The sequence below is a fragment of the Geodermatophilus sp. SYSU D00525 genome (assembly GCF_054050475.1).
Window position 1 is genome coordinate 344,684 of record NZ_JBJGZK010000001.1, and the last position, 26,483, is coordinate 371,166.

Annotated in this window: 25 protein-coding genes; 12 read left to right on the forward strand and 13 right to left on the reverse strand. The window is 76.7% G+C overall.

The window, feature by feature from the left end:
- Window positions 1–32 precede the first annotated feature (32 nt).
- The 4 genes from pdxY (at window position 33) to ACI796_RS01660 (ending at window position 4,161) form a co-directional block, all read left to right on the forward strand.
- Window positions 33–884 (forward strand): pyridoxal kinase PdxY, encoded by an 852-nt coding sequence (gene pdxY, locus ACI796_RS01645; RefSeq protein WP_456939514.1) that lies wholly within the window; start codon window positions 33–35, stop codon window positions 882–884.
- A gap of 59 nt (window positions 885–943) precedes the next feature.
- Complete coding sequence (locus ACI796_RS01650; RefSeq protein ID WP_456939515.1) at window positions 944–2,428, forward strand: amino acid permease; 1,485 nt, start codon at window positions 944–946, stop codon at window positions 2,426–2,428.
- 63 nt (window positions 2,429–2,491) lie between these two features.
- Complete coding sequence (locus tag ACI796_RS01655) at window positions 2,492–2,872, forward strand: hypothetical protein (RefSeq protein WP_456939516.1); 381 nt, start codon at window positions 2,492–2,494, stop codon at window positions 2,870–2,872.
- Entirely contained in the window at window positions 2,869–4,161 is a 1,293-nt protein-coding gene (locus ACI796_RS01660; protein WP_456939517.1) for an ANTAR domain-containing protein, read from the forward strand. The genes ACI796_RS01655 and ACI796_RS01660 overlap by 4 nt, the downstream gene beginning before the upstream one ends.
- Window positions 4,162–4,191: 30 nt before the next feature.
- Here the strand turns inward: ACI796_RS01660 and ACI796_RS01665 are convergent, their stop codons facing one another.
- Together ACI796_RS01665 and ACI796_RS01670 are read right to left on the reverse strand one after the other, a co-directional pair.
- Complete coding sequence (locus tag ACI796_RS01665) at window positions 4,192–6,261, reverse strand: CheR family methyltransferase (protein WP_456939518.1); 2,070 nt, start codon at window positions 6,259–6,261, stop codon at window positions 4,192–4,194.
- A gap of 3 nt (window positions 6,262–6,264) precedes the next feature.
- On the reverse strand, window positions 6,265–7,320 hold the full coding sequence (locus ACI796_RS01670) for a chemotaxis protein CheB (protein ID WP_456939519.1): 1,056 nt from the start codon (window positions 7,318–7,320) through the stop codon (window positions 6,265–6,267).
- A 131-nt stretch (window positions 7,321–7,451) separates the two neighbouring features.
- Here ACI796_RS01670 and ACI796_RS01675 point away from each other — a divergent pair, with 131 nt between their 5' ends.
- The 3 genes from ACI796_RS01675 to ACI796_RS01685 are packed head-to-tail and all read left to right on the forward strand — an operon-like array spanning window position 7,452 to window position 9,639.
- On the forward strand, window positions 7,452–8,201 hold the full coding sequence (locus tag ACI796_RS01675; RefSeq protein WP_456939520.1) for a LamB/YcsF family protein: 750 nt from the start codon (window positions 7,452–7,454) through the stop codon (window positions 8,199–8,201).
- Window positions 8,201–8,812 carry a 5-oxoprolinase subunit B family protein gene (locus ACI796_RS01680; RefSeq protein WP_456939521.1) on the forward strand — a complete coding sequence of 204 codons (612 nt, stop codon included), beginning with the start codon at window positions 8,201–8,203 and terminating at the stop codon, window positions 8,810–8,812. Before ACI796_RS01675 ends, ACI796_RS01680 begins: the two co-directional genes overlap by 1 nt.
- A complete protein-coding gene (locus tag ACI796_RS01685; RefSeq protein ID WP_456939522.1) occupies window positions 8,806–9,639 on the forward strand; it encodes a 5-oxoprolinase subunit C family protein in 834 nt (277 codons plus the stop codon). Before ACI796_RS01680 ends, ACI796_RS01685 begins: the two co-directional genes overlap by 7 nt.
- On the opposite strand, the gene ACI796_RS01690 is transcribed toward ACI796_RS01685, so the two are convergent.
- Together ACI796_RS01690 and ACI796_RS01695 are read right to left on the reverse strand one after the other, a co-directional pair.
- Complete coding sequence (locus ACI796_RS01690; RefSeq protein WP_456939523.1) at window positions 9,636–10,502, reverse strand: intradiol ring-cleavage dioxygenase; 867 nt, start codon at window positions 10,500–10,502, stop codon at window positions 9,636–9,638. The two genes, ACI796_RS01685 and ACI796_RS01690, sit on opposite strands and share 4 nt — an antisense overlap.
- 55 nt (window positions 10,503–10,557) lie before the next feature.
- Entirely contained in the window at window positions 10,558–12,018 is a 1,461-nt protein-coding gene (locus ACI796_RS01695; RefSeq protein ID WP_456939524.1) for a benzaldehyde dehydrogenase, read from the reverse strand.
- A 168-nt stretch (window positions 12,019–12,186) separates the two neighbouring features.
- Here ACI796_RS01695 and ACI796_RS01700 point away from each other — a divergent pair, with 168 nt between their 5' ends.
- On the forward strand, window positions 12,187–13,353 hold the full coding sequence (locus tag ACI796_RS01700; RefSeq protein WP_456939525.1) for a DUF222 domain-containing protein: 1,167 nt from the start codon (window positions 12,187–12,189) through the stop codon (window positions 13,351–13,353).
- A gap of 37 nt (window positions 13,354–13,390) precedes the next feature.
- On the opposite strand, the gene ACI796_RS01705 is transcribed toward ACI796_RS01700, so the two are convergent.
- On the reverse strand, window positions 13,391–13,765 hold the full coding sequence (locus ACI796_RS01705) for a VOC family protein (RefSeq protein ID WP_456939526.1): 375 nt from the start codon (window positions 13,763–13,765) through the stop codon (window positions 13,391–13,393).
- 166 nt (window positions 13,766–13,931) lie between these two features.
- On the opposite strand from ACI796_RS01705, the gene ACI796_RS01710 reads away from it, so the two are divergent.
- Entirely contained in the window at window positions 13,932–14,138 is a 207-nt protein-coding gene (locus ACI796_RS01710; RefSeq protein WP_456939527.1) for a hypothetical protein, read from the forward strand.
- A gap of 6 nt (window positions 14,139–14,144) precedes the next feature.
- On the opposite strand, the gene pcaC is transcribed toward ACI796_RS01710, so the two are convergent.
- From pcaC to ACI796_RS01740, 6 genes are all read right to left on the reverse strand, one after another.
- Window positions 14,145–14,555: a 4-carboxymuconolactone decarboxylase gene (pcaC, locus tag ACI796_RS01715; protein ID WP_456939528.1), complete on the reverse strand. Its 411-nt coding sequence runs from the start codon at window positions 14,553–14,555 to the stop codon at window positions 14,145–14,147.
- On the reverse strand, window positions 14,552–15,331 hold the full coding sequence (gene pcaD, locus ACI796_RS01720) for a 3-oxoadipate enol-lactonase (RefSeq protein ID WP_456939529.1): 780 nt from the start codon (window positions 15,329–15,331) through the stop codon (window positions 14,552–14,554). Before pcaD ends, pcaC begins: the two co-directional genes overlap by 4 nt.
- The gene (gene pcaB / locus ACI796_RS01725) at window positions 15,328–16,656 is read right to left on the reverse strand and encodes a 3-carboxy-cis,cis-muconate cycloisomerase (protein ID WP_456939530.1); all 1,329 of its coding nucleotides are present in this window, start codon (window positions 16,654–16,656) and stop codon (window positions 15,328–15,330) included. Before pcaB ends, pcaD begins: the two co-directional genes overlap by 4 nt.
- A gap of 52 nt (window positions 16,657–16,708) precedes the next feature.
- A complete protein-coding gene (gene pcaG, locus ACI796_RS01730) occupies window positions 16,709–17,374 on the reverse strand; it encodes a protocatechuate 3,4-dioxygenase subunit alpha (protein WP_456939531.1) in 666 nt (221 codons plus the stop codon).
- Window positions 17,371–18,117, reverse strand: coding sequence for a protocatechuate 3,4-dioxygenase subunit beta (gene pcaH / locus ACI796_RS01735; protein WP_456939532.1), 747 nt, complete (start codon window positions 18,115–18,117; stop codon window positions 17,371–17,373). Before pcaH ends, pcaG begins: the two co-directional genes overlap by 4 nt.
- A 72-nt stretch (window positions 18,118–18,189) precedes the next feature.
- On the reverse strand, window positions 18,190–19,881 hold the full coding sequence (locus ACI796_RS01740) for an FAD-dependent oxidoreductase (protein ID WP_456939533.1): 1,692 nt from the start codon (window positions 19,879–19,881) through the stop codon (window positions 18,190–18,192).
- Window positions 19,882–20,075: 194 nt separating this feature from the next.
- Between ACI796_RS01740 and ACI796_RS01745 the strand changes: the two genes are divergently transcribed.
- A complete protein-coding gene (locus tag ACI796_RS01745) occupies window positions 20,076–22,658 on the forward strand; it encodes an ATP-binding protein (RefSeq protein WP_456939534.1) in 2,583 nt (860 codons plus the stop codon).
- Window positions 22,659–22,675: 17 nt separating this feature from the next.
- On the opposite strand, the gene ACI796_RS01750 is transcribed toward ACI796_RS01745, so the two are convergent.
- On the reverse strand, window positions 22,676–23,518 hold the full coding sequence (locus ACI796_RS01750) for an acetoacetate decarboxylase family protein (protein ID WP_456939535.1): 843 nt from the start codon (window positions 23,516–23,518) through the stop codon (window positions 22,676–22,678).
- Between the two features lie 113 nt (window positions 23,519–23,631).
- On the opposite strand from ACI796_RS01750, the gene ACI796_RS01755 reads away from it, so the two are divergent.
- Both ACI796_RS01755 and ACI796_RS01760 read left to right on the forward strand, forming a co-directional pair.
- Window positions 23,632–24,372, forward strand: coding sequence for an IclR family transcriptional regulator (locus ACI796_RS01755; protein ID WP_456939536.1), 741 nt, complete (start codon window positions 23,632–23,634; stop codon window positions 24,370–24,372).
- A 67-nt stretch (window positions 24,373–24,439) separates the two neighbouring features.
- The gene (locus ACI796_RS01760) at window positions 24,440–25,606 is read left to right on the forward strand and encodes a 4-hydroxybenzoate 3-monooxygenase (RefSeq protein ID WP_456939537.1); all 1,167 of its coding nucleotides are present in this window, start codon (window positions 24,440–24,442) and stop codon (window positions 25,604–25,606) included.
- Here the strand turns inward: ACI796_RS01760 and ACI796_RS01765 are convergent.
- The gene (locus ACI796_RS01765) at window positions 25,603–26,478 is read right to left on the reverse strand and encodes a hypothetical protein (protein WP_456939538.1); all 876 of its coding nucleotides are present in this window, start codon (window positions 26,476–26,478) and stop codon (window positions 25,603–25,605) included. The two genes, ACI796_RS01760 and ACI796_RS01765, sit on opposite strands and share 4 nt — an antisense overlap.
- Window positions 26,479–26,483: the final 5 nt, after the last annotated feature.

Here is a 26,483-nt window from a genome sequence, read left to right on the forward strand (position 1 = left end):
CCGGACCGGGGCGCATGGCAGCGTGTGCGCCCGTGGTGAACGTCCTCTCGATCCAGTCGCACGTCGCCTACGGGCACGTCGGCAACTCCTCCGCCGTCTTCCCGCTGCAGCGCCTCGGCGTCGAGGTGTGGCCGGTGCACACCGTCCAGTTCTCCAACCACACCGGCTACGGCGCGTGGACCGGGCGGGTGTTCGACGGCCAGGCGATCGAGGAGGTCGTCGACGGCATCGCCGACCGCGGCGTGCTCGGCACCGCCGACGCCGTCCTGTCGGGCTACCTCGGCTCGGCCGACATCGGCCACGCCGTGGTCGGCACGGTCGGGCGGGTGCGCGCGGCCAACCCCGATGCCGTGTACGCCTGCGACCCGGTCATCGGCGACGTCGGCCGCGGCGTGTTCGTGCGGCCGGGCATCGAGGAGTTCATGCGCGAGGTCGCCGTCCCCGCGGCCGACGTCGTCACCCCCAACCACTACGAGCTCGACCTGCTCGCGCGGACGACGACCCGCACCCTCGCCGAGGTGCAGGACGCCGTCGCGGCGGTGCAGGCGCTGGGCCCGCGGGTGGTCCTGACGACGTCGCTGGTCGCCGACGACACCCCGGACGACGCCGTCGACCTGCTCGCCTCCGAGGGCGGCCGGCACTTCCGCGTGCGCACGCCGCGGCTGTCGGTGGCGGTCAACGGCGCCGGCGACGCGATCGCGGCGCTGTTCCTCGCGCACTGGCTGGACACCCGCTCGGCCGGCGAGGCGCTCGGCCGGGCCGCGGCCAGCGTCTGGGGCCTGCTGCGGCGCACCGAGGAGGCCGGCTCGCGGGAGATCCTGCTGGTCGCCGCCCAGGACGAGTTCGTCTCCCCGTCGCGCACGTTCCCCGTCGACGAGGTCTGAGGGCGGCCGTTCCCCCGCCTCACCCAGCGGGCGGGCCCGTACCGACCCAGCATGGTCGGGTGGACCTGTTCCGGACGAAGTCGGTGGAGGCCGTCCGCGCGGACGCCGGGGACGACGAGGGGGCGCCCAGCCGCAGCGGGCACCTGCGCCGGCGGTTGTCCGCCCGGCACCTGGTCGGCTTCGGCATCGGCATCGTGATCGGCACCGGGATCTTCACGCTCACCGGCGTGACGGCGAAGAACAGCGCCGGCCCGGCGGTGGTGGTCTCGTTCGCCGTCGCCGGCGTGGTCGCCCTGCTGGCGGCGGTCTGCTACGCCGAGCTCGCCTCGGCCGTGCCGACGGCGGGCAGCGCGTACACGTACACCTACGCCACGGTCGGCGAGGTCGTCGCCTGGATCATCGGCTGGGACCTGTTCCTCGAGTTCGCCCTCGGCGCGGCCGTGGTCGCCCGCGGCTGGTCGGGCTACGTCGGCAACCTGCTGGACCTGCCGCCGTCGATGTTCGGCGAGACCGCCACGGTGAACGTGGGCGCCGCGTTCATCGTCGTCGTCCTGACGCTCGTGGCGGTGCTGGGCATCCGCGAGTCGGCGCGGATCACCGGCGTGCTCGTCGTCGTCAAGGTCGCCGTCTGCCTGTTCGTGATCCTGGCCGGCGTCTGGTTCGTGCGGGGCGCCAACCTCACCCCGTTCGTGCCGCCGTCGCAGCCGGCCGAGGGCGGCAGCGGGCTGGCGCGGCCGCTCATCGAGGTGCTCGCCGGCCTGGAGCCGGTCGCGTTCGGCGTCGGCGGGGTGCTCACCGCGGCGGCCGTCGTCTTCTTCGCCTACACCGGCTTCGAGGCGGTGGCCAACCTGTCGGAGGAGACCCGGCGCCCGGCGCGGGACGTGCCGCTCGGCCTGCTCGGCACCCTGGGGCTGGCCACGGCGCTCTACGTCGGCGTCGCGTTCGTCGTCGTCGGGATGGTCGAGTACACCGACATCGACGAGGGCGCGCCGATCGCCGACGCGTTCGACCAGGTGGGGCTGGGCTGGGCGTCGTCGCTGGTGTCGATCGCCGCGGTGGCCGGGCTGACCTCGGTGATCCTCGTCGACCTGATCACCATCGGCCGCATCGGGTTCGCCATGGGCCGCGACGGGCTGCTGCCGCCGTCGGTGGCCCGGGTCAGCCCGCGCACCGGCGTCCCGGCGCGGGTCACGCTGCTGTTCGCCGTCCTGGTGCTGGTGCTGGCGACGTTCGTGCCGCTCGGGACGCTGGCCGACCTGGTGAGCATCGGGACGCTGTTCGCCTTCCTGCTGGTGGCGGTCGCGGTGCCGGTGCTGCGCCGCACCCGCCCGCGGCTCGAGCGGCCCTTCCGGGTGCCGTTCTCCCCCGTGCTGCCGGTCCTCGCCGCGCTGGCCTGCCTCTACCTGATGCTCAACCTGAGCATCGAGACGTGGCTGCGGTTCCTGGCCTGGCTCGCGCTCGGGCTGCTGGTGTACGCCGCCTACGGCTACCGGCACTCCCGGGTGCGCGCGGCGGCCCGCGAGCGCGCCGCGGAGCGGGCGTGAGAGGCGGACGGCGCCGTGCCGGACACCGGTGCAGGGTGCCTCGCGGACGAGGACGATGGGCCCATGAGCGCTGAGGACCCCGGGCGCCAGGCGGCGGCGCGCGCGGAGACCGCCGCCCGGCGCACCCGCGAGCTGGCCGAGCGGCTGGTCCGCCTGACCTCGGGCCAGCTGCCGTCCGAGGACGACGTCCGGGCGGCGCAGGAGGCGGCCGAGGACTCCGTCGAGCACGCGGAGGCGGCCCACCGCCGCGCCGCCGCGCGGCACGAGCACACGGCCCGGGTGCACGAGCGCGCGGCCCGGGTGCACGAGACCGCCGCCGAGCAGGGGGTCGGCGACCCCGAGGAGCACCGGCGCCAGGCGGCCCGGCACCGCGACGAGGCGGCGGAGGACCGGCGGCTGGCGGCCGAGGACACGGCCGAGGCGCACGAGGAGGCGACCCCGTGAACGAGACCGGGCGGGCGTCCCCCGTGGGTGCGCGGCACGTCGTGGACGACCTCGCCGACCTCGACGTGGTCCACGAGGAGCTCCGGGTCGCCGAGGAGGAGCTGCGGGCCCAGCAGGAGGAGATCACCCGGCTCGTGCAGCGCTACGAGGGCGAGCGCCGGTGGCACGAGCACGTCGCGGCGGTCCTGCCCGTCGGCCTGTTCGTCACCGACGGCACGGGCAAGCTCGTCGAGGTCAACCCGGCGCTCGCGGCGGTTCTCGGCGTCTCGCTGCCCCGGCTGGCCGGCAAGCCCCTGACCGTGTACCTCGACCCGCACGACGTCTCGGCCTTCCGCACCGCGCTGCGGGCGCTCGGCAGGGGCGGGACGACCGAGTACCGCGGTCCGGTCACCGTCCGGGGGCGGGACGGCGCGACGACCGCGGGACAGCTGTTCGGGGCGACGGAGGTGATCGACCCGGACGCGCTGCGGGCGCGGATCCGCTGGGTGCTGGTCACCGAGAGCAGCGGCATCCCGCTCGACGGCCCGGAGGCCCCCGGCGGGGAGCCGTCCGCCGGTCACGGGACCGGCGACGGCGCGCCGGTCACCGTGGCCGAGGCGCTCACCCAGCTGACCCGGCTGACCGGCGCCTCCGTGGACCGCCAGCACCTGCTCGGCCGGATGGCCGCGCTCACCGCCAGCGCCGTCCCCGCGGCGAGCTGGGTGAGCGTCACGATCGGCTCCCCCACGTCCCCGCGGGCGGTCGGCAGCGACTCCGTGGCCGCCCAGGACGCCGACGGGCGGCAGATGCGCGCGGAGGAGGGGCCGTGCTGGGACGCCGCCGCGCGGGGCGAGGTCGTCGTCGCGGGCGACCTGCGCACCGACCAGCGCTGGCCGGCACTGGCCCGGCTGGCCGCGGCCGGACCGGTCCGCAGCGTCCTCGCGGTACCGCTGGCGCTGTCGGGCGAGCCGGCCGGCGTGCTCAACGTGTACTCCCCGGACGCCGACGCGTTCGGCGTCGCCGACCGGCGCATCGCCGAACTGGTTGCCGTCGCCGTGGCCGCCGTCCTGCAGGAGGTCGGCGAGCGGGAGGCGCTGCGCCGGCTCACGTCCAACCTGGAGCAGGCGCTCTCCTCGCGGGCGGTCATCGACCAGGCCAAGGGCGTGCTCATGGGGCGGCTGGGCGTCGACGCCGACGACGCCTTCGCCCGCCTGGTCACCCTGAGCAACCGGCTCAACGTCAAGGTCCGCGACCTCGCCCAGCTGGTCGTGCAGGGCCACGTCGACGAGGTCATCGCCGCCACCCACTGACCGGGTGACGAGCCGGGACGAGGTCCTCCGCTACTCCGCCGGGTCCATGAGCACGACGGCGCCGCCGCGCTGGCCCGGGGAGGGCGCGAAGGCGCTGACGGTCACCCGGACCCGCACCGGCCGGCCGCGGCGGTTGACCGCCCGCAGCTCGACGGTCTCGTGCGCCGGGCCGTCCCCGGCCACCTGGCGGCGCAGCAGCGGGTGCAGCTCGGAGACCGGCAGGCCGATGTCCAGGTTGAGCAGGTACTGCCCGGCCACCTCGTCCTGCCGCATGCCCCACAGGTCCTCGGCCGCGGCGTTCCAGGCCAGCACCCGCAGGTCCTGGTCGACGACGACGACCCCGGCGCGGAAGCTCGAGAGCACCCCCGTCATGAACTGGTTGAGCGTGGCTACCTCGTCGGTGCTGGCGCGCAGCTCCTCGTTGGTCGTGTGGAGCTCGTCGTTCATCGACTGGAGCTCCTCGTTCATCGTCTCCAGTTCCTCGTTGGTCGACTGGAGCTCCTCGTTGGTGGTCTCCAGCTCCTCGACCGTGGACTGCAGCTCCTCGTTGGTGGTCTCCAGCTCCTCGTTGGTCGACTGCAGCTCCTCGTAGGCGGTCTCCAGCTGCCGGTTGGCGAACTCCAGCTCCCGCTGCAGCCGCCGGTAGCGGGTGACGTCCTCGAAGACGACCGTGCTGCCGAGCGGGCTGCCGTCCTCGCGGGACAGTGGCACCACCTGGACGTCGAAGACCAGCGCCTCGGCCCGGGGCTGGTGGCGCTCGACGCCGCGCAGCCACACCGTCCGGCGGCTGCTGACCGCCTCGGCGATCGCGCTGCGCAGCTCGACCGGCCGGTAGGAGACCTCCAGGTCCTGGAACGGCCGGCCGACGTCGCGCTCGTCGACCCGGAACAGCCGCTCGGCCTGCTGGTTCACCATCACCAGCCGCCCGTCGGCGTCGAGGACGAGCTGGGCGTCGGGCGAGGCGAGCATCGCCTGGCGGCGCAGCCGGGAGAGGTCGCCGAGGCCGCCGTCGAGGTCGCCACGCGGCAGGGCCGGGACCACGCGGCGCTCGGGCGCCGCCGCGCCGTCCCGCTTGCGGAAGAAGCGGCGGGTGAGGTCGACCGGCACGAACAGCTGGGTGTGCGAGAGCAGCATCTCGGCCTTGCCGAGGAACAGCAGCCCGTGCGGGGCGAGCGCGAAGTGCAGCCGGCCGAGGATGCGGTTCTGCGTCTCCGCGTTGAAGTACATGAGGGTGTTGCGGCACAGCAGCAGGTCGACGTGCGAGATGGGCGCGTCCTGCACCAGGTCGTTGCGGCCGAAGATGACCGAACGCCGCAGGTCCTTGCGGAAGGCGAAGCGGGTGCCCTCCTGGGTGAAGTACCGCTCCACCTGCTCGGGGCCCAGGCCGGTCATCTCGCGCTCGGTGAACAGCGCCTGGCGGCCCTGGGCCAGCGCCTCCTCGTCGACGTCGGTGGCGTAGATCTTCACCCGCTCGCGGAACTCGTCCACGCCGAGCGCCTCGGCCAGCAGGATCGCCAGGCTGTAGGCCTCCTGGCCCGACGCCGAGCCGGCGCTCCACACCCGGATGACCGGCCCGGCCGCGGCCAGCAGGTCCGGGAGCAGCCGGTCGCGCAGGTGTTCCCACGCGGGGCGGTCGCGGAAGAAGCTCGTGACGTTGATGAGGATCGTGTTGAACAGCGGCGCGAACTCGTCGGGGTGGACCTCGAGGAAGTCCTGGTACTCGGTGACCGAGGCGATGCCGACCTCCGCCATGCGCCGGCGCACGCGGCGGACCAGGCTCGGCCGCTTGTAGCCGGTGAAGTCGAAGCCGCGCCGCTCGCGCAGGTAGACCAGCAGCGACTCGAAGTCGGGGTCCAGGCCCGCGGCGGCGTCGCTGAAGACGTCGGCCTCGGCGTCGTCGGCGTCCTCCAGCACGGCGCCGTCGGTGTCCGGGTCGCCCAGGGCGGGGTCGTCCAGTGCCGGGTCGTCCAGGGCCGGGTCGTCCAGTGCCGGGTCGTCCAGGGCGGGGTCGTCCGTGGCCGGATCGTCCATGGCCGGCCGCCGGCCGGTCCCCTCGCCGGGCGCCCGGCCGTCGGCGGTGCGCCGCTGCTCCTCGGCCACGGGTCAGGCCCCCGTCACGCTGTCGGTCGGGTCGCCGAGGACGTCGTCGGTGGGGTCCGGGACGCCCTCACCGTTGAGCGCCCCCTGCTCGAGCAGCCGCCGCAGCAGGCCGGCGGCGCGCAGCGCCTCGTCGTGCCGGCGGCGGAAGGCCAGCGCGCTGTGCCGGTGGCCGCCCGCCTCCGCGCGCAGGCCCATCCGCAGGCTGAGCGAGGCCCGCTCCTCCAGGCCACGCAGCGCCATCCACAGCGCGCCCTCCAGCGCCTGCGCCTGCTCGGCGGCCAGCGCCTCGGGCGACCAGGCGTGCCCGACCCGGCAGCGGAAGCGCTCCATGCCGCCCTCGGTGATCGAGAACAGGGAGCCGTGGCAGGTCGGGCAGCCGAAACCGGCCGGCGTCCCGGGGCGGTCGTCCTGGTCCATCGCGTCGCCGTCGAGCTGGGCCATCTCCGTCTCCGTGGTCATCAGGTCCGTCGGGGGTGGCGCGGCGGCGTCGTCGACCTCCTCGCGCAGCAGCCGCTCGAGCAGCGCGGGCATGCCGGAGACGGGCACGACGCAGTCCGCGCCGCCGACCTGCAGAGCGTGCAGCGGCATGCTCGCGTAGAGGGCGTCCTCGGGGTCCTGCGCGACGACGACGCCGCCCCGCGCCCGGATCGCGATCGTCCCGGCGGTGCCGTCGTCGAGCGCGCCGGACAGGACCACGCCCACCACCCCCGGCCCGTGCACGCGCGCGGCCGAGCGGAACAGCACGTCGATCGCGGGACGGTGGCCGTTCTCCCGCGGCCCCCGGGACAGCAGGAGGTGGCCGTCCACGACCATCAGGTGCCGGTCGGGCACGGCGACGGTGACGGTCCCCGGCCGCAGCGCCATCCCGTCGATGGCCGCGTGCACGGGCAGCGCCGACACGCGGGCGAGGACGGCGGGCAGGGCGCTGCGGCCGCTGGAGGGCATGTGCAGCACCACCAGCACCGGGGCGGGCAGGTGCCGCGGGAGGCCGGCGAGCAGCTCGCGCAACGCCTCGACGCCCCCGGCCGAGGCGCCGACGACCACCAGGTCGCGGTGCATCCTGACCGCCTCCTCCCGAGCTCCGTGCGCCGCCCGGTGCGGGCCGGTACGGAACGGCGTCAGGGAGACCGTAGTTGCCTCCCGGCCGGCTGACCGCACGGCGTGCGCGGGTCGCCCGCGAGGATGTGGCCGTGGACCTCAACGCGGACCTCGGGGAGTCCTTCGGTGCGTGGACCCTCGGCGACGACGCCGCGATGCTGCGGGTTGTGACCAGCGCGAACGTCGCCTGCGGCTTCCACGCCGGGGACCCGCTGACGCTGCGGCGGGTGTGCGCGCAGGCCGCGGACGCCGGCGTCGCGATCGGGGCGCAGGTGTCCTACCGGGACCTCGCCGGCTTCGGCCGCCGGTTCCTCGACGCCGCGGCCGACGAGCTGGCCGCCGACGTGCTCTACCAGCTCGGCGCGCTCGACGGCCTGGCGCGGGCGGCGGGCACGCGGGTGCGGTACGTCAAGCCGCACGGGGCGCTCTACAACGCGATCGTCACCCACCAGGAGCAGGCCGCGGCCGTGGTCTCCGCCGTCGCGGCCTACGACCGGTCGCTGCCCGTGCTCGGGCTGCCGGGCTCGGCGTTCCTGCGGCTGGCGGGCGAGGCGGGGCTGCCCACGGTGGCCGAGGCGTTCGCCGACCGCGCCTACACCCCGGACGGCACGCTGGTCCCCCGCCGGCAGCCGGGTGCGGTGCTCACCGACGCCGGCGAGATCGCCCGGCGGTGCGTCGCGATGGCCGCCGGGGAGCCGGTGACCGACGTCGGCGGCGGCCCGCTGGTGCTGACGCCGGACTCGATCTGCGTGCACGGCGACACCCCCGGCGCGGTGGCGATCGCCCGGGCGGTGCGGTCGGCGCTCACCGGCGCCGGCGTCGCGCTGGCGCCGTTCACCTGATGCGCGTCCTGCCGAGCGGGTCGGCCGCGCTGCTGGTCGAGCTCGACGACCTCGACGCCGTCCTCGGCTTCTCCGCCGCGCTGCGCGACCGGGCGCTGCCGGGCGTCGTCGACGTCGTCCCGGCCGCGCGGACGGTGCTGGTGGTGGCCGACGGGGACCTCGCGGACGTGCGGGCCGCCCTGGAGCGGCTGCCGTGGCGGCCCGGCCGGGCGGGCACCGGCGAGCGGGTCGAGCTGCCGGTGCACTACGACGGCGCCGACCTCGCCGACGTCGCGGAGCTGCTCGGCACCGACCCCGACGGCGTCGTCGCGGCGCACAGCGGGCGGGAGTGGACGGTGGCCTTCTGCGGGTTCTCCCCCGGCTTCGGCTACTGCGTCCCGTCCCTGGAGGCCGGAGCCGACCCGTGGGACGTGCCGCGGCTGGCCACCCCGCGGACGCGGGTGCCGGCCGGGTCGGTGGGCCTGGCCGGCGGGTTCACCGGGGTCTACCCGAGCGCGTCGCCGGGCGGGTGGCGGCTGGTCGGGCGCACCGACGTCGCGGTGTTCGACCTGTCCCGCGACCCGGCCGCGCTGCTGCGCCCGGGCGTGCGGGTGCGGTTCGTGCCGTGCTGACCGTCCTGTCCCCCGGCCCGCTGACCACGGTGCAGGACCTCGGCCGGCCGGGGCTCGGCGGGATCGGCGTGGGCCGGTCGGGGGCGGCCGACCGCGCCGCGGCCGCGCTGGCCGGCCGCCTGGTGGGCAACGACCCCGCGGCCGCGGTGCTGGAGATGACCCTCGGCGGGCTGGCGGTGCGCGCCGGGGCCGACCTGCTCGTCGTCACCACGGGCGCGCGGTGCCCGGGGTCCCCGGTGCACGCGGCGCCGGGCCTGCTGCGCGCCGGGGCGACGCTGGCACTCGGGACGCCGGCCGCGGGGCTGCGCACCTACCTCGCCGTCCGCGGCGGGATCGCCGTGCCGCCGGTGCTGGGCTCTCGGTCCACCGACGTGCTCTCCGGCCTCGGGCCGGCGCCGCTGCGCGCCGGGGACGTCCTGCCGGTCGGGGACACCGCCGGCCCGGTGCCCGGCGTCGACGTCGCGCCGGTCGCCGACCCGCCCGCCGGGGAGGTGACGGTGCGGCTGCTGCCCGGCCCGCGCGCCGACTGGCTGACGGGTGCGGCGCTGGACGCGCTCGGGTCGGCCGCGTGGACGGTCAGCGCGGAGAGCAACCGGGTGGGGCTGCGGCTGGCCGGCCCGCGGCTGGACCGCGCGGTCGGGGGTGAGCTGGCCAGCGAGGGGCTGGTCCGCGGCGCGGTGCAGGTGCCACCGTCGGGCCGGCCGGTGCTGTTCCTCGCGGACGCGCCGGTGACCGGCGGCTACCCGGTGGCCGGCTACGTCGCCGACGACGACGTCGACCGCTGCGCGCAGCTGCGCCCCGGGCAGGTGCTGCGGTTCCGGCGCTAGGCGCGGAGGAGGGTGAGGTCGAAGGTGAGCGTGCGGAAGGGGTTGGCCAGCCCGACCTCCGCCGCGCGCTCCGGGTCGTCGACCTCGGGCACCTCCCGGACCAGGCTCTCCTTGACCCCGAAGACGGCGTCGGAGTCCAGGTAGGGCGAATCGGCGACGAACACGTGCGTGGTCACCGGCCGGTAGCCCTCCGCGGCGACGATGACGTGCAGGTGCGCCGGGCGGTTGGGGTGCCGGCCCGTCGCGGCCAGCAGCTGCCCGACCGGGCCGTCGTCGGGGATCGGGTAGTAGCGCGGCACCACCGAGCGGAACCAGAAGCAGCCGTCGTCGTCGGCGGTGAACAGGCCACGCAGGTTGCCCGGCGGCTGCACGTCCGGCTGCTGGACGTCGTAGAAGCCGTCCGCGTTGGCCTGCCAGACGTCGACGGCGGCGCCGGCCAGCGGCTCGCCGTCCGGGCCGGTGACCCGACCCGACACCAGGCACGGGGTGCCCTTGCCGTCGAGGGCGATGTCGTCGCCGAGCTGCCGGGGCGGGGACTCCACCACGTGGAAGGGCCCGAGCACGGTCGACTCGGTCGACGTGCCGCCCGAGCGGTGGTTGATCGTCTCCACCAGCATCGAGACCCCGAGGACGTCGGAGAGCAGGACGAACTCCTGCCGGACGTCGTCGCTCGTGTGCCCGGTGCGGGTGAGGAAGTCGATCGCGAACGCCCACTCCTCCTCGGTGAGCTCGACGTCCTTGACGAAGGCGTGCAGGTGGCGGACCAGGGAGGTCAGCACCTGCCGCAGCCGCGGGTCGGGCGTGCCGGCGAAGCTCGCCGCGACGACGTCGGCCGAGCGCTCCTCGCTGAACAGCTCGTGCATGCCGGCCACTCTCCCGGGGCCGTGCACCTCCGCGGAAGTGCACGACCCCGGGTGCTCAGAACGGGTAGGCGGGCAGGTCGCCGCGCACGGTCACCCACTGGGTCTCGGTGAACGCCTCGATGTTGGCCTGCGGGCCGCCGTGCCGGGAGCCGGTGCCCGAGGCGCCGACGCCACCGAACGGGGCGACCGCCTCGTCGTTGACCGTCTGGTCGTTGATGTGGACCAGGCCGGACGGGATGCGCTCGGCGAGCTCGAGGCCGGCATAGACGTCGCGGGTGAGGATGCCCAGGCTCAGGCCGTACTCGGTGCCGGCGGCGAGCCCGGCGACCTCGTCGAGGCCGGAGAACGGCGTCACCGGGGCGACCGGGCCGAAGATCTCCTCCTGGTAGGCCGGGTGGTCGATCGCGACGCCGCCGAGGACGGTCGGCCGGTAGAACAGCCCCTCGTAGGTGCCGCCGGTGCGCACGGTGGCGCCCTTGTCGACGCTGGCGGTGACCAGCCCGTGGACACGGTCGCGCTGGCCGGCGTCGATGAGCGGGCCGAGCGCGACCTGCTCGCGGAACGGGTCCCCGACCGGCAGCTTCTCGACCTTCTCGGTGAGGACGGCGGTGTACTCCTCGGCGATCGACTCGTGCACCAGGTGGCGGCTGGTGGCCATGCAGATCTGGCCCTGGTGGCTGAACGTGCCCCAGGCGCCGACGCTCGCGGCCGCGGTCACGTCGACGTCGGGCAGCACGACCAGCGCGGAGTTGCCGCCGAGCTCGAGGTGCGCCCGCTTGAGGTGCTGGCCGGCGAGCGCGCCCACGATCCGGCCGGCCTTCGTCGAGCCGGTGAAGGCGATGACCCGCACCTGCGGGGCGGTCACCAGCGCCTCGCCGACGTCGGCCCCGCCGGGCAGGACCTGGAAGACGCCGGCCGGCAGCCCGGCCTCCTCGAAGACGCGGGCGAAGACGGCGCCGCCGGAGATCGCGGTGCGCGGGTCGGGCTTGAGGACGACGGCGTTGCCGAGCGCGAGCGCCGGGGCGATCGCGCGGATCGCGAGGATGGTCGGCACGTTGAACGGCGCGATGACGCCGACGACGCCGGCCGGGACGCGGCGGGCGAAGCTCAGCCGCGGGGCGCCGGTGCGCAGCAGCTCCCCGTAGGGGTGGCTGGGGAGCGCGGACGCCTCGTAGCACTCCTGGGCGCTGGTGTGGACCTGGAAGTCGCCGAACGGCTGGATGGCGCCGGACTCGCGGGCCAGCCAGCCCTTGATCTCGTCGGCGTTGTCCTCCAGCACCTGGCCGGCCCGGCGCAGCACCCGCGCGCGCTCCTCGAACGGTGCGGCGGCCCACGCGCGCTGAGCCTCTGCTGCCCGCTCGGCTGCCGCGTGGACGTCCTCGGGAGTCGCCCTCCCGACCGGCGCGATGACGTCGCCGGTGGCCGGCTCCACCGCGTCGTACGTGCCGCCGGACCCGTCGGTCCAGTCTCCGGTCCACACCTTGCCCTGCCACGCGCCGTCGTCCAGGAGTGCCACGTCGTCCCTCTCGTCGTCCCGCTGCTGGTCCCGCTGTTCCCCGTGCGCCTGCGATCCTCGCGGAGGTGTCTGCTGACCGCCGCGCAAGGGGTCGGCAAGGTCTGCGCACAGGCTCCTGACCTGGGGATCCGCATCGCTGGAGGGCGTCGGGTCGGCTGGACTTCGATCATGCGTTCGGGTGGGCTGGGCGGCGGTGACGTCCTCGACGACGTCGCCGCGCTGGTCGCCGAGCGCAACCGGATCGACGCCCGCCTGGCCCGGGCGGTGCGGGCCGCGGAGCTGTCCCAGGCACCGGAGCGCGACGGGCTGAGGTCGATGACCTCGTGGCTGCGCGGGCACTGCCGGCTCTCGGCCGCCGAGGCGTCGCGGCTGGTGCGCAACGGCCGGGCGCTGGAGCACCTGCCGGCGCTGGCCGAGGCGCACGCCGCCGGTCTCGTGTCCGCCGAGCAGGTCGCCGTGGCCGCTCGCGCGGTGACCCCCGAGCGCCTGGTGGCCGCCGCGGACGCCGGAGTGGACCTGGCCGTGATCGACGCCGTGTTGACCCGGGTGGCGGTGGAGCAGGACCACGCCGCGCTGGTACAGGTGGTGCAGCACTACTGCACCGACCTCGACCCCGACGGTCCCGAGCCGGACCCCACCGAGGGCCGGTCGCTGACCTTGTCCCGGCACGCCGACGGCAGCCTGTCCCTCCGCGGGCACCTCGATGCGGTGGGCGGGGAGCGGCTGCAGACCGCCCTCGAGGCGCACGTGCAGGCCGACCGGCCCGCCGGCGACGAGCGCACCCGCGCCCAGCGCCTCGGCGACGCCCTGGTGCAGTTGTGCGACAACACCCTCGCCGCGGGCGCGGCGCCGGTGCTGCGCGGCACCCGGCCCCAGGTGGTCGCCACGATCGCGCTGGAGGCCCTGGCCACCGGCCACGGCAGCGGGCAGCTCGGATCCGGGGCGGTGATCTCCGCGGCGAAGGCCCGCTGGCTGGCGTGTGACGGCAGCATCGCCCGGGTGGTGTTCGGCCCCGACGGCACCCCGCTCGACCTCGGCCGCGACAAGCGGCTGGCCGACCGCCACCTGCGCCGGGCCGTCGAGCTGCGCGACGGCGGGTGCGTGTTCACCGGCTGCGACGTCCCGACCTGGTGGGCCGACGTCCACCACCTCATCCACTGGATCGACGGCGGCGAGACCTCACTCGAGAACTCGGCTCTCCTCTGCGAGCGCCACCACAAGAAGGTCCACCACGGCTTCCGCGTCGAACGACGACCCAGCGGAAGCTGGCGCACCTACCGACCGGACGGCACCGAGATCACCACCCCGGCGCCGCTGCTCGCCCCCGCGGCCTGACCGCGCCCCGGGGGAGCCCCGGCGCGCCCTCCCGCCGTCAGGTCTCGGACCAGACGCCGAGCTGGTTCCCGCTCGGGTCGGTGAAGTGGAACCGGCGCCCGCCGGGGAACGCGTACGGGCCGTCGACGACGCGGCCGCCGGCACTCGTCACGGCGTCCACGGAGGCGTCCAGGTCGGCGGAGTAGAGCAGCACGAGCGGGCCGCCGGGACGGACCTCGTCGTCCAGGCGCAGGCCGCCCACCTCGGCCGTCGGGTCGCCCGCGTCCTGGATGCCGGCGTAGCCGGGGCCGTAGTCGGTGAACCCCCAGCCGAAGGCGTCGGCGTAGAACCGCCGGGCCCGGTCGAGGTCGGTCACGGCGAGCTCGACGTAGTCGATGGCGTGGTGCCGGTGCTGGAACGAGGAGTCGGCCATGCGCGGCAGACTGCACCCGGGCAGTGACGGGACCGGGCGCCCACCGGGAGGCGGGCGGCGACCGGGGCGCTCCTCCCCGTGACGACTCACCGGCCCCGTCGAACGCGTGCGCGGCACGTCCCCGAACGGCCCGGGACCGCCCCGATCCCTACCTACCGTTCTGCTCGTGAGGGCCGTAGGAGTGCAGGCGGGAGGGGCGTACCTGGACGGGATCCGGAGCCGGCTGCTGCTCGCGGTCCTCGTCGGCCTGGGTGCCGCGCTGTTCCACTACTGGCTGGACGACGAGGTGACCGCGACGGTCCTCGTCGGGCTCGTCACCGTCGCGGCGATCGCCCTGACGCCCAGCCCCGCGGAGGCCGCCGGACGGGACTGAGCCGGGTCAGCCGGCGCGCATCTCCTGGAGGATCGGGCCGGCGACCTTGAAGGCGTGGTTGGCGGCCGGGACGCCGGCGTAGACGGCGGCGTGCTGGATGACCTCGGCGATCTGGTCCTCGGTCAGGCCGTTGTGCACCGCGGCGCGCACGTGCAGCGCGAACTCGTCCCAGTGCCGCAGCGCGATGCAGATCGACAGCGTGGCGATGCTGCGCTCGCGCCGCTCGAGGCCCGGCCGCTGCCAGACGTCCCCCCACGCCACCCGGGTGATGAAGTCCTGGAACCCGGCGGTGAACGGCGTCGTGTTCGCCACCGCCCGGTCCACCCACGCGTCGCCGAGCACCTCGCGCCGGGTGCGCATCCCGGCCTCGCGGCGGGCCTCGTCGGTGGAGAGGCCGTCCGGGTCGGGTCCGGTCACAGGTGCCCCCCGGCGGCGTCGAGGTGACCGAGCAGCGCGCCGGTGACCTCCAGCGGCTGCTCCAGGTTGGGCAGGTGCGCGCCCGGGCTCACCGACAGCAGCGTGGCGCCGGCGATCCCGTCGGCGATCGCCTGCTGGTGCGGCGGCGGCAGCGCCGGGTCCTCCGCGCCGGACACCACCAGCGTCGGCGCGGTGATCCGGGCGAGGTCCTCGCGGGCGTCGAAGTGCCCGACCGCCTCGCAGCAGTTGGCGTACCCCTCGTCGTCGGCGCCGGCGATCATCGCCTCCAGCCGTGCCACCAGGTCCGGGTGCTGCGCGGCGTAGGCCGGGGTCAGCCAGCGGCCCACGATCGCCGGCGCCAGCGGCGCGGTCCCGCCGGAGCGGGCCTGCACCGCCCGGTCGAGGAAGCCCTGCGGCTCCGGCTTCGCCGAGGTGCACAGCAGCGCCAGCCGGCCCACCCGCGAGGGCTCGCGCGCGGCCAGCCGCATCGCCGTCATCCCGCCCAGCGACAGCCCGGCCACGTGCGCCCGGCGCACTCCCAGCCGGTCCAGCAGCGCGACGACGTCGTCGACCAGGTCGTCGACCGTGTACGGCCCGGCCGGCGCGGGTGACTCCCCGTGCCCGCGGGTGTCGTAGGTGACGACGCGGTAGCGCTCGGCCAGCGCCGGCACCTGCGGGTCCCACATCCCCCGGGTGGCGCCCAGCGAGTTGGACAGGACGACGACCGGCGCGTCGGCCGGCCCGTCCTCGGTGTAGCTGACCTCGACCGCGCTCACGGTGCCCCTTCCACCAGCTGCTCGTGCTCGGCCAGCGCGGCGTCCACCTGCGCGACCGCCTCCCCCAGGTCCGGCACGGCCGCGGCGAGGACCGCGTCGGTGTCGACGTCGTGCCGGATGGCCACCAGCTCGGCCAGCGTCCGGCCGGTCTCCCGCGCGTGCCGCACCGCCTCCGCGGCCGCGTCGTGCGCCGCGGCCCGGCCCAGTGACGGCGTCAGCGCCTCCGCCAGCGCGCCGGCCAGCGCCCCCTCGTCGGCCGCCGACACCGTCGCCGCCATCCGGTCGACGTCGGGCCGCAGCCCGCGCAGGCTCTCCGCCAGCCACGCCGCGGCCGACCCCACGGTGACCAGCAGGTCGGTCAGCGTCGGCCACTCGCTGTGCCACGCGCCGGCGGCCCGCTCGTGCTCCTGCTCCATCGCCGCCAGCAGCGTCGCCACCAGCCCCGGCGCGCGCCGCGCGCAGGCCCGCGCCGAGATCGCCGCCACCGGGTTCCGCTTGTGCGGCATCGCCGACGACCCGCCCCGGCCCTCGCCGCCCTCCGCGACCTCGGCCACCTCCGACTGAGCCAGCAGCACCACGTCGACGGCGACCGTCGCCACCACACCCGCGGTCGCGCCCAGCGCGCCGGCCAGGTCGGCCACCGGCAGCCGCGTGGTGAACCAGGGGACGGCGGGCGCGACCAGCCCCAGCTCCTCCGCCAGCGCCGCCCGCACCGCGACCCCGGCGCCCCGCGACGCCGCCAGCGTCCCGACCGCGCCGCCGTACTGCACCGGCAGCGAGGCGACCACCTCGGCCAGCCGCAGCCGCGCGCCGTCGAGGCCGGCGAGCCATCCGGCGGCCTTGAGCCCGAACGTCGTCGGCAGCGCCTGCTGCATCAGCGTGCGGCCGACGACCACGTCGTCGCGGTGCTCCCGCGCCAGCGCCGCGCACCGGTCGGCCGCCGCCGCGAGGTCGGCGTCCAGCGCCGCCACCGCCCGCCGGGCCAGCAGCAGCAGCGCGGTGTCCAGGACGTCCTGGCTGGTGGCGCCCACGTGCACGGCGACGGCGTCGCGCTCCCCCACCGCGGCCTGCAGCGCCCGCACCAGCGGCGGCACCGGGTTGCCGGCGTCCGCGGCGTGCGCGACGACGGTCGCGAGGTCCAGTCGCGAGGGGTCGGCGCAGGCGGCGGTCACCGCGTCGGCCGCCGTCGCCGGCACCAGGCCCGCCGAGGCGGCGGCGCGGGCGAGGGCGGCCTCGACCTCCAGCAGCGCGCGGAACCAGGCGTCGTCGGACACGGCCGCCGCCGCACCGCCGCGGGCGAAGGTGCCGGCGAACAGACCTGTCACGACTGCCTCTCCTACCGGTGGGCGGCGAGCCGCGCTCAGACGGCGGCGCACCTCAGACTGCGAAGAAGACCGTCTCGCGGTCCCCCTGCAGGTGCACGTCGAAGCGGTAGCCGTCCCCGCTCGGCTCGGCGAGCAGCGTGGCCCGGCGGTCCTCCGGCAGCGCGGCCAGCACCGGGTCCGCCGCGTTGGCCTCGGCCTCGTCGGCGAAGTAGATCCGGGTGACGACGCGGTCGAGCAGGCCGCGGGCGAACACCGAGACGTCGACGTGCGGCGCCTGCAGCCCGCCCTCGCCGTCGGGCACCCGGCCGGGCTTGAGGGTGAACACCGCGAACTCGCCGGTGATCGTGGAGGCGCGCGCGTAGCCGCGGAAGCCGGGGTGGACCGAGGCGCCGCGCGGGTCCTCCGGCGAGGGGAAGCGGCCCTCCGGGTCGGCCTGCCAGGTCTCGACCATCGCGTCGGGGACGACGTCGCCCGCGCCGTCGACCACCCGGCCGCGGATCCAGAAGCCGCCGGGCGTGCCCTCGGCCGCGGCCCACTCGCCGTCCGGCCAGGTCAGGCCGATCGCGAGGTAGGGCCCCACCGTGGCGCTGGGAGTGGTGCCCAGCCGGAACGGCTCGGTGAGGAAGCCGGTGCCGCGCTGCCCGGAGCGGGGCTGGAAGGGGACGGCCGGGTCCGGCGGGACGTCGAGGGGGTCCGGGTGCCCGGGGTGTGCGGTCACGCCACGTCTCCGTCGTCGTCGGTCTCGAACGGGGTCTGCTCGGTGCCGCGCAGCACGATGTCCCACTCGAAGGCCAGCGCCCAGTTGTCCTGGGTGCGCTCCAGCGAGTACCGGCTGACCGCCCGGTGCCGGGCCGCCGGGGGGATCGAGTTGAAGATCGGGTCCTGGCCGAACAGCGGGTCGTCCGGGAAGTACATCTGGGTGACCAGGCGCTGGGTGAACGCCCGGCCGAACAGGCTGAAGTGGATGTGGGCCGGCCGCCAGGCGTTGTGGTGGTTGCCCCACGGGTAGGCGCCGGGCTTGACCGTCATGAACTCGTACCGGCCCAGGCTGTCGGTGACCACCCGGCCCAGCCCGTCGAAGTGCGGGTCCAGCGGCGCGGGCCAGTTGTCGACGACGTGCCGGTAGCGGCCGGCCGCGTTGGCCTGCCACACCTCGACCAGGGCGTCGGGCACCGGGCGGCCGTCGCTGTCCAGGACCCGCCCGTACACGAGGATCCGCTGGCCGATCGCCTCGCCGCCGTGGCGCAGCGTCAGGTCCGCGTCGGTGGGGAGCACCCGGTCCTCGCCGAGCACCGGGCCGGTGACCTCGGTCAGCCGGTGCGGCAGGTCCACGGGCGTGCGCAGCGGCGCGCGCAGCGCGGTGCTCCGGTAGTCCGGGAAGCCGACGGGCGTCCGGGTCCCGTCGGGTTCGCGCAGGTACCGCGGCAGGACGAGCCTGCCCTCCGACGTGGTCCCGGTCATACCGGCAACGTACGTCCGGCCGGCGACGCCGGGCGAGCGCCGGGTCCCGCCCAGCGGAAGGCGGCCGGTCCGTCAGCGGGCCGCCGACGACGCCGCGAGCGAGGCCAGGTGGGCGTGCACCAGCGTCACCGCGAGCGCGCCCTCACCGACCGCCGAGGCCACCCGCTTGACCGAGCCCTGGCGCACGTCGCCAGCGGCGAAGACGCCCGGCGTGCTGGTCTCCAGCAGCGCGGGCGGCCGGTCCAGCGGCCAGGCCGGCGTGACGTCGTCGCCGGTCAGCAGCGCCGCGCCGGTGAGCAGGAAGCCCCAGCGGTCGCGGGCCAGCGTCCCGGCCAGCCAGTCGGTGCGCGGCTCGCTGCCGATCATCACGAACAGCATCCCCGGCTCCTCGGTCTCCGCCCCGGTGTCCAGGTCGCGCAGGACGACGGTCTCCAGGACGTCGCTGCCGCGGCCGCCGGCCACCTGCACGCGGTACCGGACCTCGACCCGGGGCAGCGCCTCGAGCTCGCGGATGAGGTAGTCCGACATCGTCTCGGCGAGCGAGGACCGGCGGACCAGCACGGTGACGCGCTCGGCGTAGCGCGAGAGGTACACCGCCGCCTGCCCGGCCGAGTTGCCGCCGCCGACGACGAACACGTGCCGGCCGGCCATCGCCGGCGCCTCGCTGACCGCCGCCCCGTAGAAGACGCCCCGGCCGGTGAAGGCCTCGAGCTCCGGCACGCCGACCCGCCGCCAGGCCGCGCCGGTGGCGATCACCACCGCCCGCGCCCGCACCGCCGTCCCGTCGTGGAGCGTGATCCGGTGCAGCCCGTCCTCGGTGCGCAGCGACGCGGCGGTGCGCATGAAGGAGAACGTCGTGCCGAAAGCCCAGGCCTGCAGGTAGGCGGAGAACGCCAGCCGGCTGCCGCTCACGCCGGTGGGGAACCCGAGGTAGTTGCGGATCAGCGAGCTCGTGCCCGCCTGCCCGCCGACCGCCTCGCACTCCAGGTGCAGCGTGTCCAGGCCCTCGGAGGCGGCGTACACGCTCGCGCCCAGGCCGGCGGGGCCGGCCCCGACGATCGCGACGTCGTGGACGGCGTCGGGGTCCAGCGGGTCGAACAGGCCGAACGCCTCGGCCACGTCGAGGTCGGTGGGCGCCTCCAGCACGGTCTGCTCGGGCCGGAACCGGACGACGACCACCGGCAGCCGCGGCCGCTCCAGCTCCAGGTCGGCGAGCATCGCGCGGCCCTCGGGCGAGCCGGCCTCGTAGACGCCCAGCGGGATGCGGTTGCGAGTCATCTGGTCGCGCAGGTGCTGGGCGTGCGGGTCCCACCGGTCCCCGATGATCCGCACCGCCTCGAAGCCGCCGCCCCGCCGCGAGGACCACTCCTCGAGGATCTCGGTCACCGAGCGGTGGAACTCCTCGTCGGGGCGGCCCTGCGGGGCGTACACCCAGCGGTCGAGCTGGCCGACGGTGATCGCCTCGAAGATCGGCCGGGCGGTCTCGAAGGCGCCCCACCGGACCAGCGCCACCGCGATCGCACCGGGGTGCCGCGCGTGGCAGGTGCGCAGCACCTCCAGCCCGTCGGGGTCGTCCTCCCCGAGGCCGCCGAGGAGCACGGCCACCGCCGGGTCCCCCGCGGCGGACAGCGCGGCGTCCAGCTCGCCGGGGCCGGTGCCGGCGACGACGCGGTAGTCGCTGCCGTAGCGGCGCTCGAGCTCCCGGGTGGTGGCGGTCCGCAGACCGGGGTCCCGGGCGACGACGACCAGCGCGGTGGCGGTCACGACGCCGCTCCGGACGGGCGGGCGGGGACCGGGTTCAGGGCACCGTGCACGGGGCTCTCCGGGTGCGCGCATCCCCCGTGCGGACCGTGGGCGCGGCCATGCAACCACTCCCCCGGGCCCGCTGTCACCGGGTTCCGGGGCGCCTCGGCCGTCCCTAGACTCCGCGGCGACGGGAACCTCGGCGGGAGGTGCACGTGGCCGCTCCGGCGGGGACGCCCGGGATGCCGCGGACCATCGCGACGCCCGACCAGCGGCTGCGCGTCTTCGTCTCCTCCACGCTCGAGGAGCTGGCGGCCGAGCGGCGCGCGGTCCGCGACGCCGTGGCCCGGCTGCGGCTGACCCCGGTGATGTTCGAGCTGGGCGCGCGCCCGCACCCGCCGCGCGACCTCTACCGCGCCTACCTCGCGCAGAGCGACGTCTTCGTCGGCGTCTACGGCGACCGCTACGGCTGGGTGGGCCCGGACATGGCGGTGTCCGGCCTGGAGGACGAGCTCGTCCTCTCCGAGGGCATGCCGCGGCTGCTCTACGTCCGGACGCCGGCGCCCGGCCGCGACCCCCGGCTGGCCCGGCTGCTGGAGCGGGTGCAGGCCGAGGGCGGCGTGTCGACCACGCCCTACCGCGACCCGGCCGAGCTCGCCGAGCTGGTCGCCGACGACCTCGCCGTGCTGCTCAGCGAGCGCTTCACCCGGCCGGTCCCGGCGCCCCCCGGGCTGGCCGCCGGGTGGCTGCCGACGCCGCCCACGCCGATGGTCGACCGCACCGCCGAGCTGGCCGGCGTCACCGGGCTGCTGGGCGACCCCGCGGTGCGGCTGGTGGTGCTCACCGGGCCCGGCGGCATCGGCAAGACGCGGCTGGCGCTGGCCGCGGCCGCGGCGGTGGAGCCCGACCGGGACGGCGTGTGGTTCGTCGACCTCTCCGGCGTCCGCGACCCCGCCGACGTGCCCACGGCCGTGGCCGCGGCGGTCGGGGTGTCCGCCGAGGGCAGCCGCCCCCTCCTCGACCAGGTGGCCGACCGGCTGGCCGGCCGCCGGGCGCTGCTGGTCGTCGACAACCTCGAGCAGGTCACCTCCGCCGCCCCGGACCTCGCGACGCTGCTGGCCCGCTGCCCGCTCACCCAGCTGCTGGTCACCAGCCGCACCGTGCTGCGGCTGCGCGGCGAGCACGACGTCCCGATCGAGCCGCTGGGGACGCCGGCCGCCGGCGACGACGACGGCACGGCTCCCGCGGTGCAGCTGTTCGTGGCCCGCGCCCGCCAGGCCGACCCCTCCTTCGCGCTCACCGGCGCCACCGCGGGCCCGGTCGCCGAGCTGGTGCGCCGGCTCGACGGGCTGCCGCTGGCGGTCGAGCTGGCCGCGGCCCGGGTGCGCACGCTGCCCCCGCGGCTGCTGCTGGCCCGCCTGGACCGGGCGCTCGACCTCGGCGACCCCGACGTCGACGCCCCCGACCGCCAGCGCACCCTGCGGTCCACCATCGCCTGGAGCCACGACCTGCTCGACGAGCGCGGCCGGGCGCTGCTGGCGCGGCTGTCGGTGTGCGCCGACGGCTGCACCCTCGACACCGCCGAGGTGGTGGGCGCCGGCCGGGACGAGGACGGAGCCGGCGACCTCGACGTCCTGGAGACGCTGTCGGACCTGGTCGGGCACAGCCTGGTCACCCCCACCGACACCGGCGACGGCGAGCCGCGGTTCCGCATGCTCGAGCTCGTCCGCGCCTACGCCGCGGAGCGGCTGCGCGAGCGGGGCGAGGAGGAGGCGACCCGGCTCCGCTGGGCGCAGCACCTGGCCCGGATGGGCGCCGAGGCCGGCGCCGGGCTGGCCGGCCCGGCCGCGCGGCTGTGGCGGGACCGGCTGGACGCCGAGACCGCCGACCTGCGCGCCGCGCTGCGCTGGGCGGTGGCCACCGACCGCGCGGACCTGGCCGTGCGGCTGACCGCGCCGCTGGTCCGCTGGTGGTGGGCGCGCGGCCTGCTGCCGGCCATGGCCGAGCTGGCCGAGCAGACGGCGGCGCTGCCGTCGGCGGCCGCGCTGCCGCCGGACCTGGCCGGCCGGCTGACCTGGGCCCGCGCGTCGCTGCGGATCGCTCTCGGCGAGCGGACCGGTGCGGCCGGCCTGCTCGAGGGCGTGGTCGACGACGCCCGCCGCCGCGACGACGCGTGGCTGCTGGGCCACTCCCTCGGCGCGCGGGCGATGACGCTGTCCCCCGCCGACCCCCGCGTCGTCCCGCTGCTCGACGAGGCGCTCGCCCAGCTGCGCCGCAGCGGGGACGGATGGTCGGTCGCGTTCAGCGGGATGCTCCGCGTGGCCGTCGCGCTCGCCGGCGGGGACGCCGCCGGCGCCGAGCGGGTCGCGGGCGAGGCGCGGGACCTCGCCGCCGCGGCCGCCGACGACCAGCTCGCCGCGCTGCTCGGTGACGCCCTGGCCCTGGCCGCGCTGCTGGCCGGCGACCTGCCCCGCGCGCGGGCGCGGCTGGACGAGGCGGTGGCCCTGCACCGGCGGACCCGTGACCTGGAGGGCGCCGCGACCTGCCTGGAGGTGCTCGCCGCGCTCGCCCTCGCCGAGGGCCGGCACGCGGCGGCGGCCCGGCTCGTGGGCGCGGCCGACACCGCCCGCGCCGGACTCGGGGTGGCCCGCTGGTCCCCGCACCAGGCGCTGGCCGACCGGCTGCGGGAGGCGCTGCGCGCCGCGCTCGGGGACGACGAGGAGGCGCGCGGGCGGGCCGCCGGCGCGGCGCTGGGCCCCTGGGCCGCGCTGGACGAGGAGCTCGCCCGGCCCGGCTGACGGCCGGCCGACCCCGGTCAGCCGACCGGTACCGGCGGGTACTGCAGCAGCGGCGCGGTCCCCGGGTGGGCCACGGTGAACCGGCCGAACTCGTCGTCCCGGCCGGGGTGCACCGGCGCGGGGGCGGCGTCCGCGGTCCCGAGCGGCCGGCCCGCCGGCAGCGTGCTGCGGTACTCGACGGCGTGGAAGGCGGCCAGCGGCGCGAGGACCAGGCCGAGGGCGCGCAGCGCGTCGGCGACCGGGTGCTCCCCCAGCACGAGGTCGGCGCCGCCGGGCCCGGGCCGGGCCTGCCACCGGGCGAGCACCGGGATCCGGGTCTCCAGCAGCCGCCCGCCGCGCACCGACCACAGCGTCCGCGCCCGGCTGCCGCGCAGCGCCGGACCGCGGGCGCGCACGGTGTGCACCAGCACGCCGGCGCCGGCCTCGGACAGCCGGACCCGCTGCCGCCCGGGCTCGTCGAGGAAGTCCATGTCGCCGAGCCACTTCGGCAGCCCCCACTCGGCGCGGCCGAGGTCCCGGGCCTCGCGGGAGGTCACCGGCAGCTGCAGCACGAAGCCGCCGACCGCCGGGCGCCCTCCGCGCACCGCCCGGCCCGCGACGACCGCGGCGGTCACGCCCACCTCGCCGTAGGGCGCCAGCGCGTGCGTGCCGCCGTCGGGGTCGGTCCAGGTGACGGTGCGGTAGCGGAAGGCGTGCACCGCGACCGGCGTGCGGCCGCCGGGCAGGGCGAGTGGCCGGAGCAGCGGCCGGCCGCCGTCGCGGGGCAGCAGCGCGGCGACCGCGGCGGCCGAGGCCAGGTGGTAGGTGCTGGCCACCGCCGCGTCGTAGTAGGCCAGCGGCAGCCGCACGGGACCGGTCACGGCGCCCAGCACACCGGGGCGCGGCCCGGACCGGCAGGGCCGGAGGTCCCGCGGCTTCCGCTGGGTGGGAGACTGGCGCGGTGGCGGGCGGCGCGGGAGAGCGGGGACGGTCGGTGACCTCGCGCGCACTGGCCGTCCTCGACGCCTTCGACGCGAGCACCCCCCGGCTGACCCTCACCGAGATCGCCGAGCGGTCGGGCACGCCGCTGACCACCGCCCACCGGCTGCTCGCCGAGCTCACCGGCTGGGGCGCGCTGTCCCGCCGCGCCGACGGCCGCTACGAGATCGGCCGCAAGCTCTGGGACCTCGGCCTGCTCGCCCCCGTCTCCCTCGAGTTGCGGCAGGTGGCGGCGCCCTACCTGCTCGACGTGCACACGGCCACGCGGGACACCGTCCACCTCGCCGTCCGCGACGGGCTCTCGGCGCTCTACGTCGAGCGCATCTCCGGCCGCGAGTCGGTGCCGGTGGTCAGCCAGGTGGGCAGCCGGCTGCCGCTGCACGCCACCGGCGTGGGCAAGGTGCTGCTGGCCGCCGCCCCCGACGACGTCGTCGCCGAGGCCCTGGCCGCGCCGGCCCGCGCCACCCGGCACACCGTCGTCGAGCCGGCCCGGCTGCGCCGGGAGCTCGCCGAGGTGCGCCGCCGCGGCTGGGCGCGCACCGCCGAGGAGATGTCGCTGGGCACGCTGTCGGTGGCCGTGCCGGTGCGGGTGGAGCGCGGCAGCACCGCCGTGGCCGCGGCGCTGGGCATCGTCGTCCCCAGCCACCGGCGCGACCTCCCCCGGCTGGTGCCGGTGCTCGAGGTGGCCGCCCGGGGCATCGGCCGGGCGCTGGCCCGGGCGGCGCACCTGGGGTGATCGGCACTTCCGCTGAGCGGCAGGCCGAGGTGTCCACCCGCGGGTAGCCCGGGTCACACTCGCCGGCATGCGCACCCAGGTGGGGATCATCGGCGCCGGCCCGGCCGGCCTGCTGCTGTCGCGGCTGCTCGCGCTGCAGGGCATCGACTCGGTGGTGCTGGAGAACCGCTCGCGGGACTACGTCGAGGCCCGCATCCGCGCCGGCATCCTCGAGCAGAACACCGTCGACGTCCTCACCGAGGCCGGCATGGGCGACCGGCTGCACCGCGAGGGGCTCGAGCACCGCGGCATCCACCTGCAGCACCCGGGCACGCGGCACACGCTGGACTTCCCCGAGCTGTGCGGCCGGCGGGTGTGGGTCTACGGGCAGACCGAGGTGGTCAAGGACCTCGTCGCCGCCCAGCTCGCCGGCGGCCCGCCGCTGCACTTCGAGGTCTCCGACGTCGCGATCGAGGACGTCGACACCGACGCCCCGCGCATCCGGTTCACCGACGCCGACGGGGTCGCGCAGGTGCTCGAGTGCGACGTCGTCGCCGGCACCGACGGCTTCCACGGCCCGTCGCGCGCCGTCGTCGCCGAGGGCACGCAGCAGCGGCTGTGGGAGCGCACCTACCCCTACGCGTGGCTGGGCATCCTGGCCGACGCCGCCCCGGCCACCGACGAGCTGATCTACGCCTGGCACCCCGACGGGTTCGCGCTGTACTCCATGCGCTCGCCGAAGGTGTCGCGGCTGTACCTGCAGGTCGACCCGTCGGAGGAGATCGAGGACTGGTCCGACGACCGGATCTGGGAGGGGCTGGCCACCCGGTTCGCGCTCGAGGGCTGGGAGATCAACACCGGCCCGGTGCTGGAGAAGTCGATCCTGCCGATGCGCAGCTTCGTCAGCGCGCCGATGCGCCGCGGCCGGCTGTTCCTCGCCGGCGACGCCGCGCACATCGTGCCGCCCACCGGCGCCAAGGGCCTCAACCTCGCCGTCGCCGACGTCGTCCTGCTCTCCCGCGCGCTGGTGCGGCTGCTGCAGGAGAAGGAGACCGACCTCGCCGACGCCTACTCCGACACCGCGCTGCGGCGGGTCTGGCGGGCCACCCACTTCTCCTGGTGGATGACCTCGATGCTGCACACCACCGGCGACCCCTTCGACGCCGAGCTGCAGCTGTCGCAGCTGCGCCGGGTGTGCACGTCGGAGGCCGCCGCCCGCGAGCTCGCCGAGAACTACACCGGCCTGCCGCTCTAGCCGAGCAGCTGCCGCACCCGCCCGGCGGTGCCGTCCGCCAGCGGCAGGTGCGGCAGCACGCCGGTCACCTCGCCGGGCTCCAGCCCCTGCTCGGCCAGGACGGCCACCAGCCGGGCGGCGGCGTCCGGAGGAACCGGGGAGGGCAGGCCGGCCTCCCGGACGGCGGCCAGCGCGAGGAACAGCGCACCCGACAGGCCCTCGTCCGGCTCGGGCTCTCGACCGCCGCCCGCCCCGCCCGGCGCGGCCGCGGCGCGGGTGGCGGCCTCGGCGGCGCGGACCAGCGACAGCGGCAGCCCCTCCGACTCCACCTCCAGCAGCGGCGTGCGGCCCAGCGCGGCGAGCACGAGGTGCTCGGCCTCGGTGCGCAGCGGCTCCTCCCACTCCATCGCGTGCACGACCTCGCCCAGGTCGGCGCCGTCCTCGCCGAGCTCGTCGAGCAGCTCGGCCCACTGCGCCGGCCGGGTGCGGCGGGCGCGGTCGGCGGCGAGCACGCAGGTCTCGCGCACGAACGGCTCGAGCACCTCGCGGTCGAACCGGTCGGCGAACACGGTGCCGTCGGCGTCGACGGCGTTGAGCGCGTCCTGGAAGCTGCCCGGGCGGGCGTCGCCCAGCTCGAGCCGGCCGTCCTCCTCGCCCGACAGCGGCTGCCCGGTCGCGGCCCGGTCGCCGATCGTCGAGCCGGTGGCCACCAGCCGGCCGCGCAGCCGCAGGTGGTGCGGCCGGTCGGACAGCCCCACCGCCCAGGCGCACGCCTCGGCGATCAGCACCGCGCGGCGCTCCCGGAGCACCTCGCGGCCGAGCAGGCCGAACCAGTCGACGTCGAAGGTGGAGCCGTCGAAGGAGGCGATGCTGTCGAAGGAGCTGTCGAACACCCCTC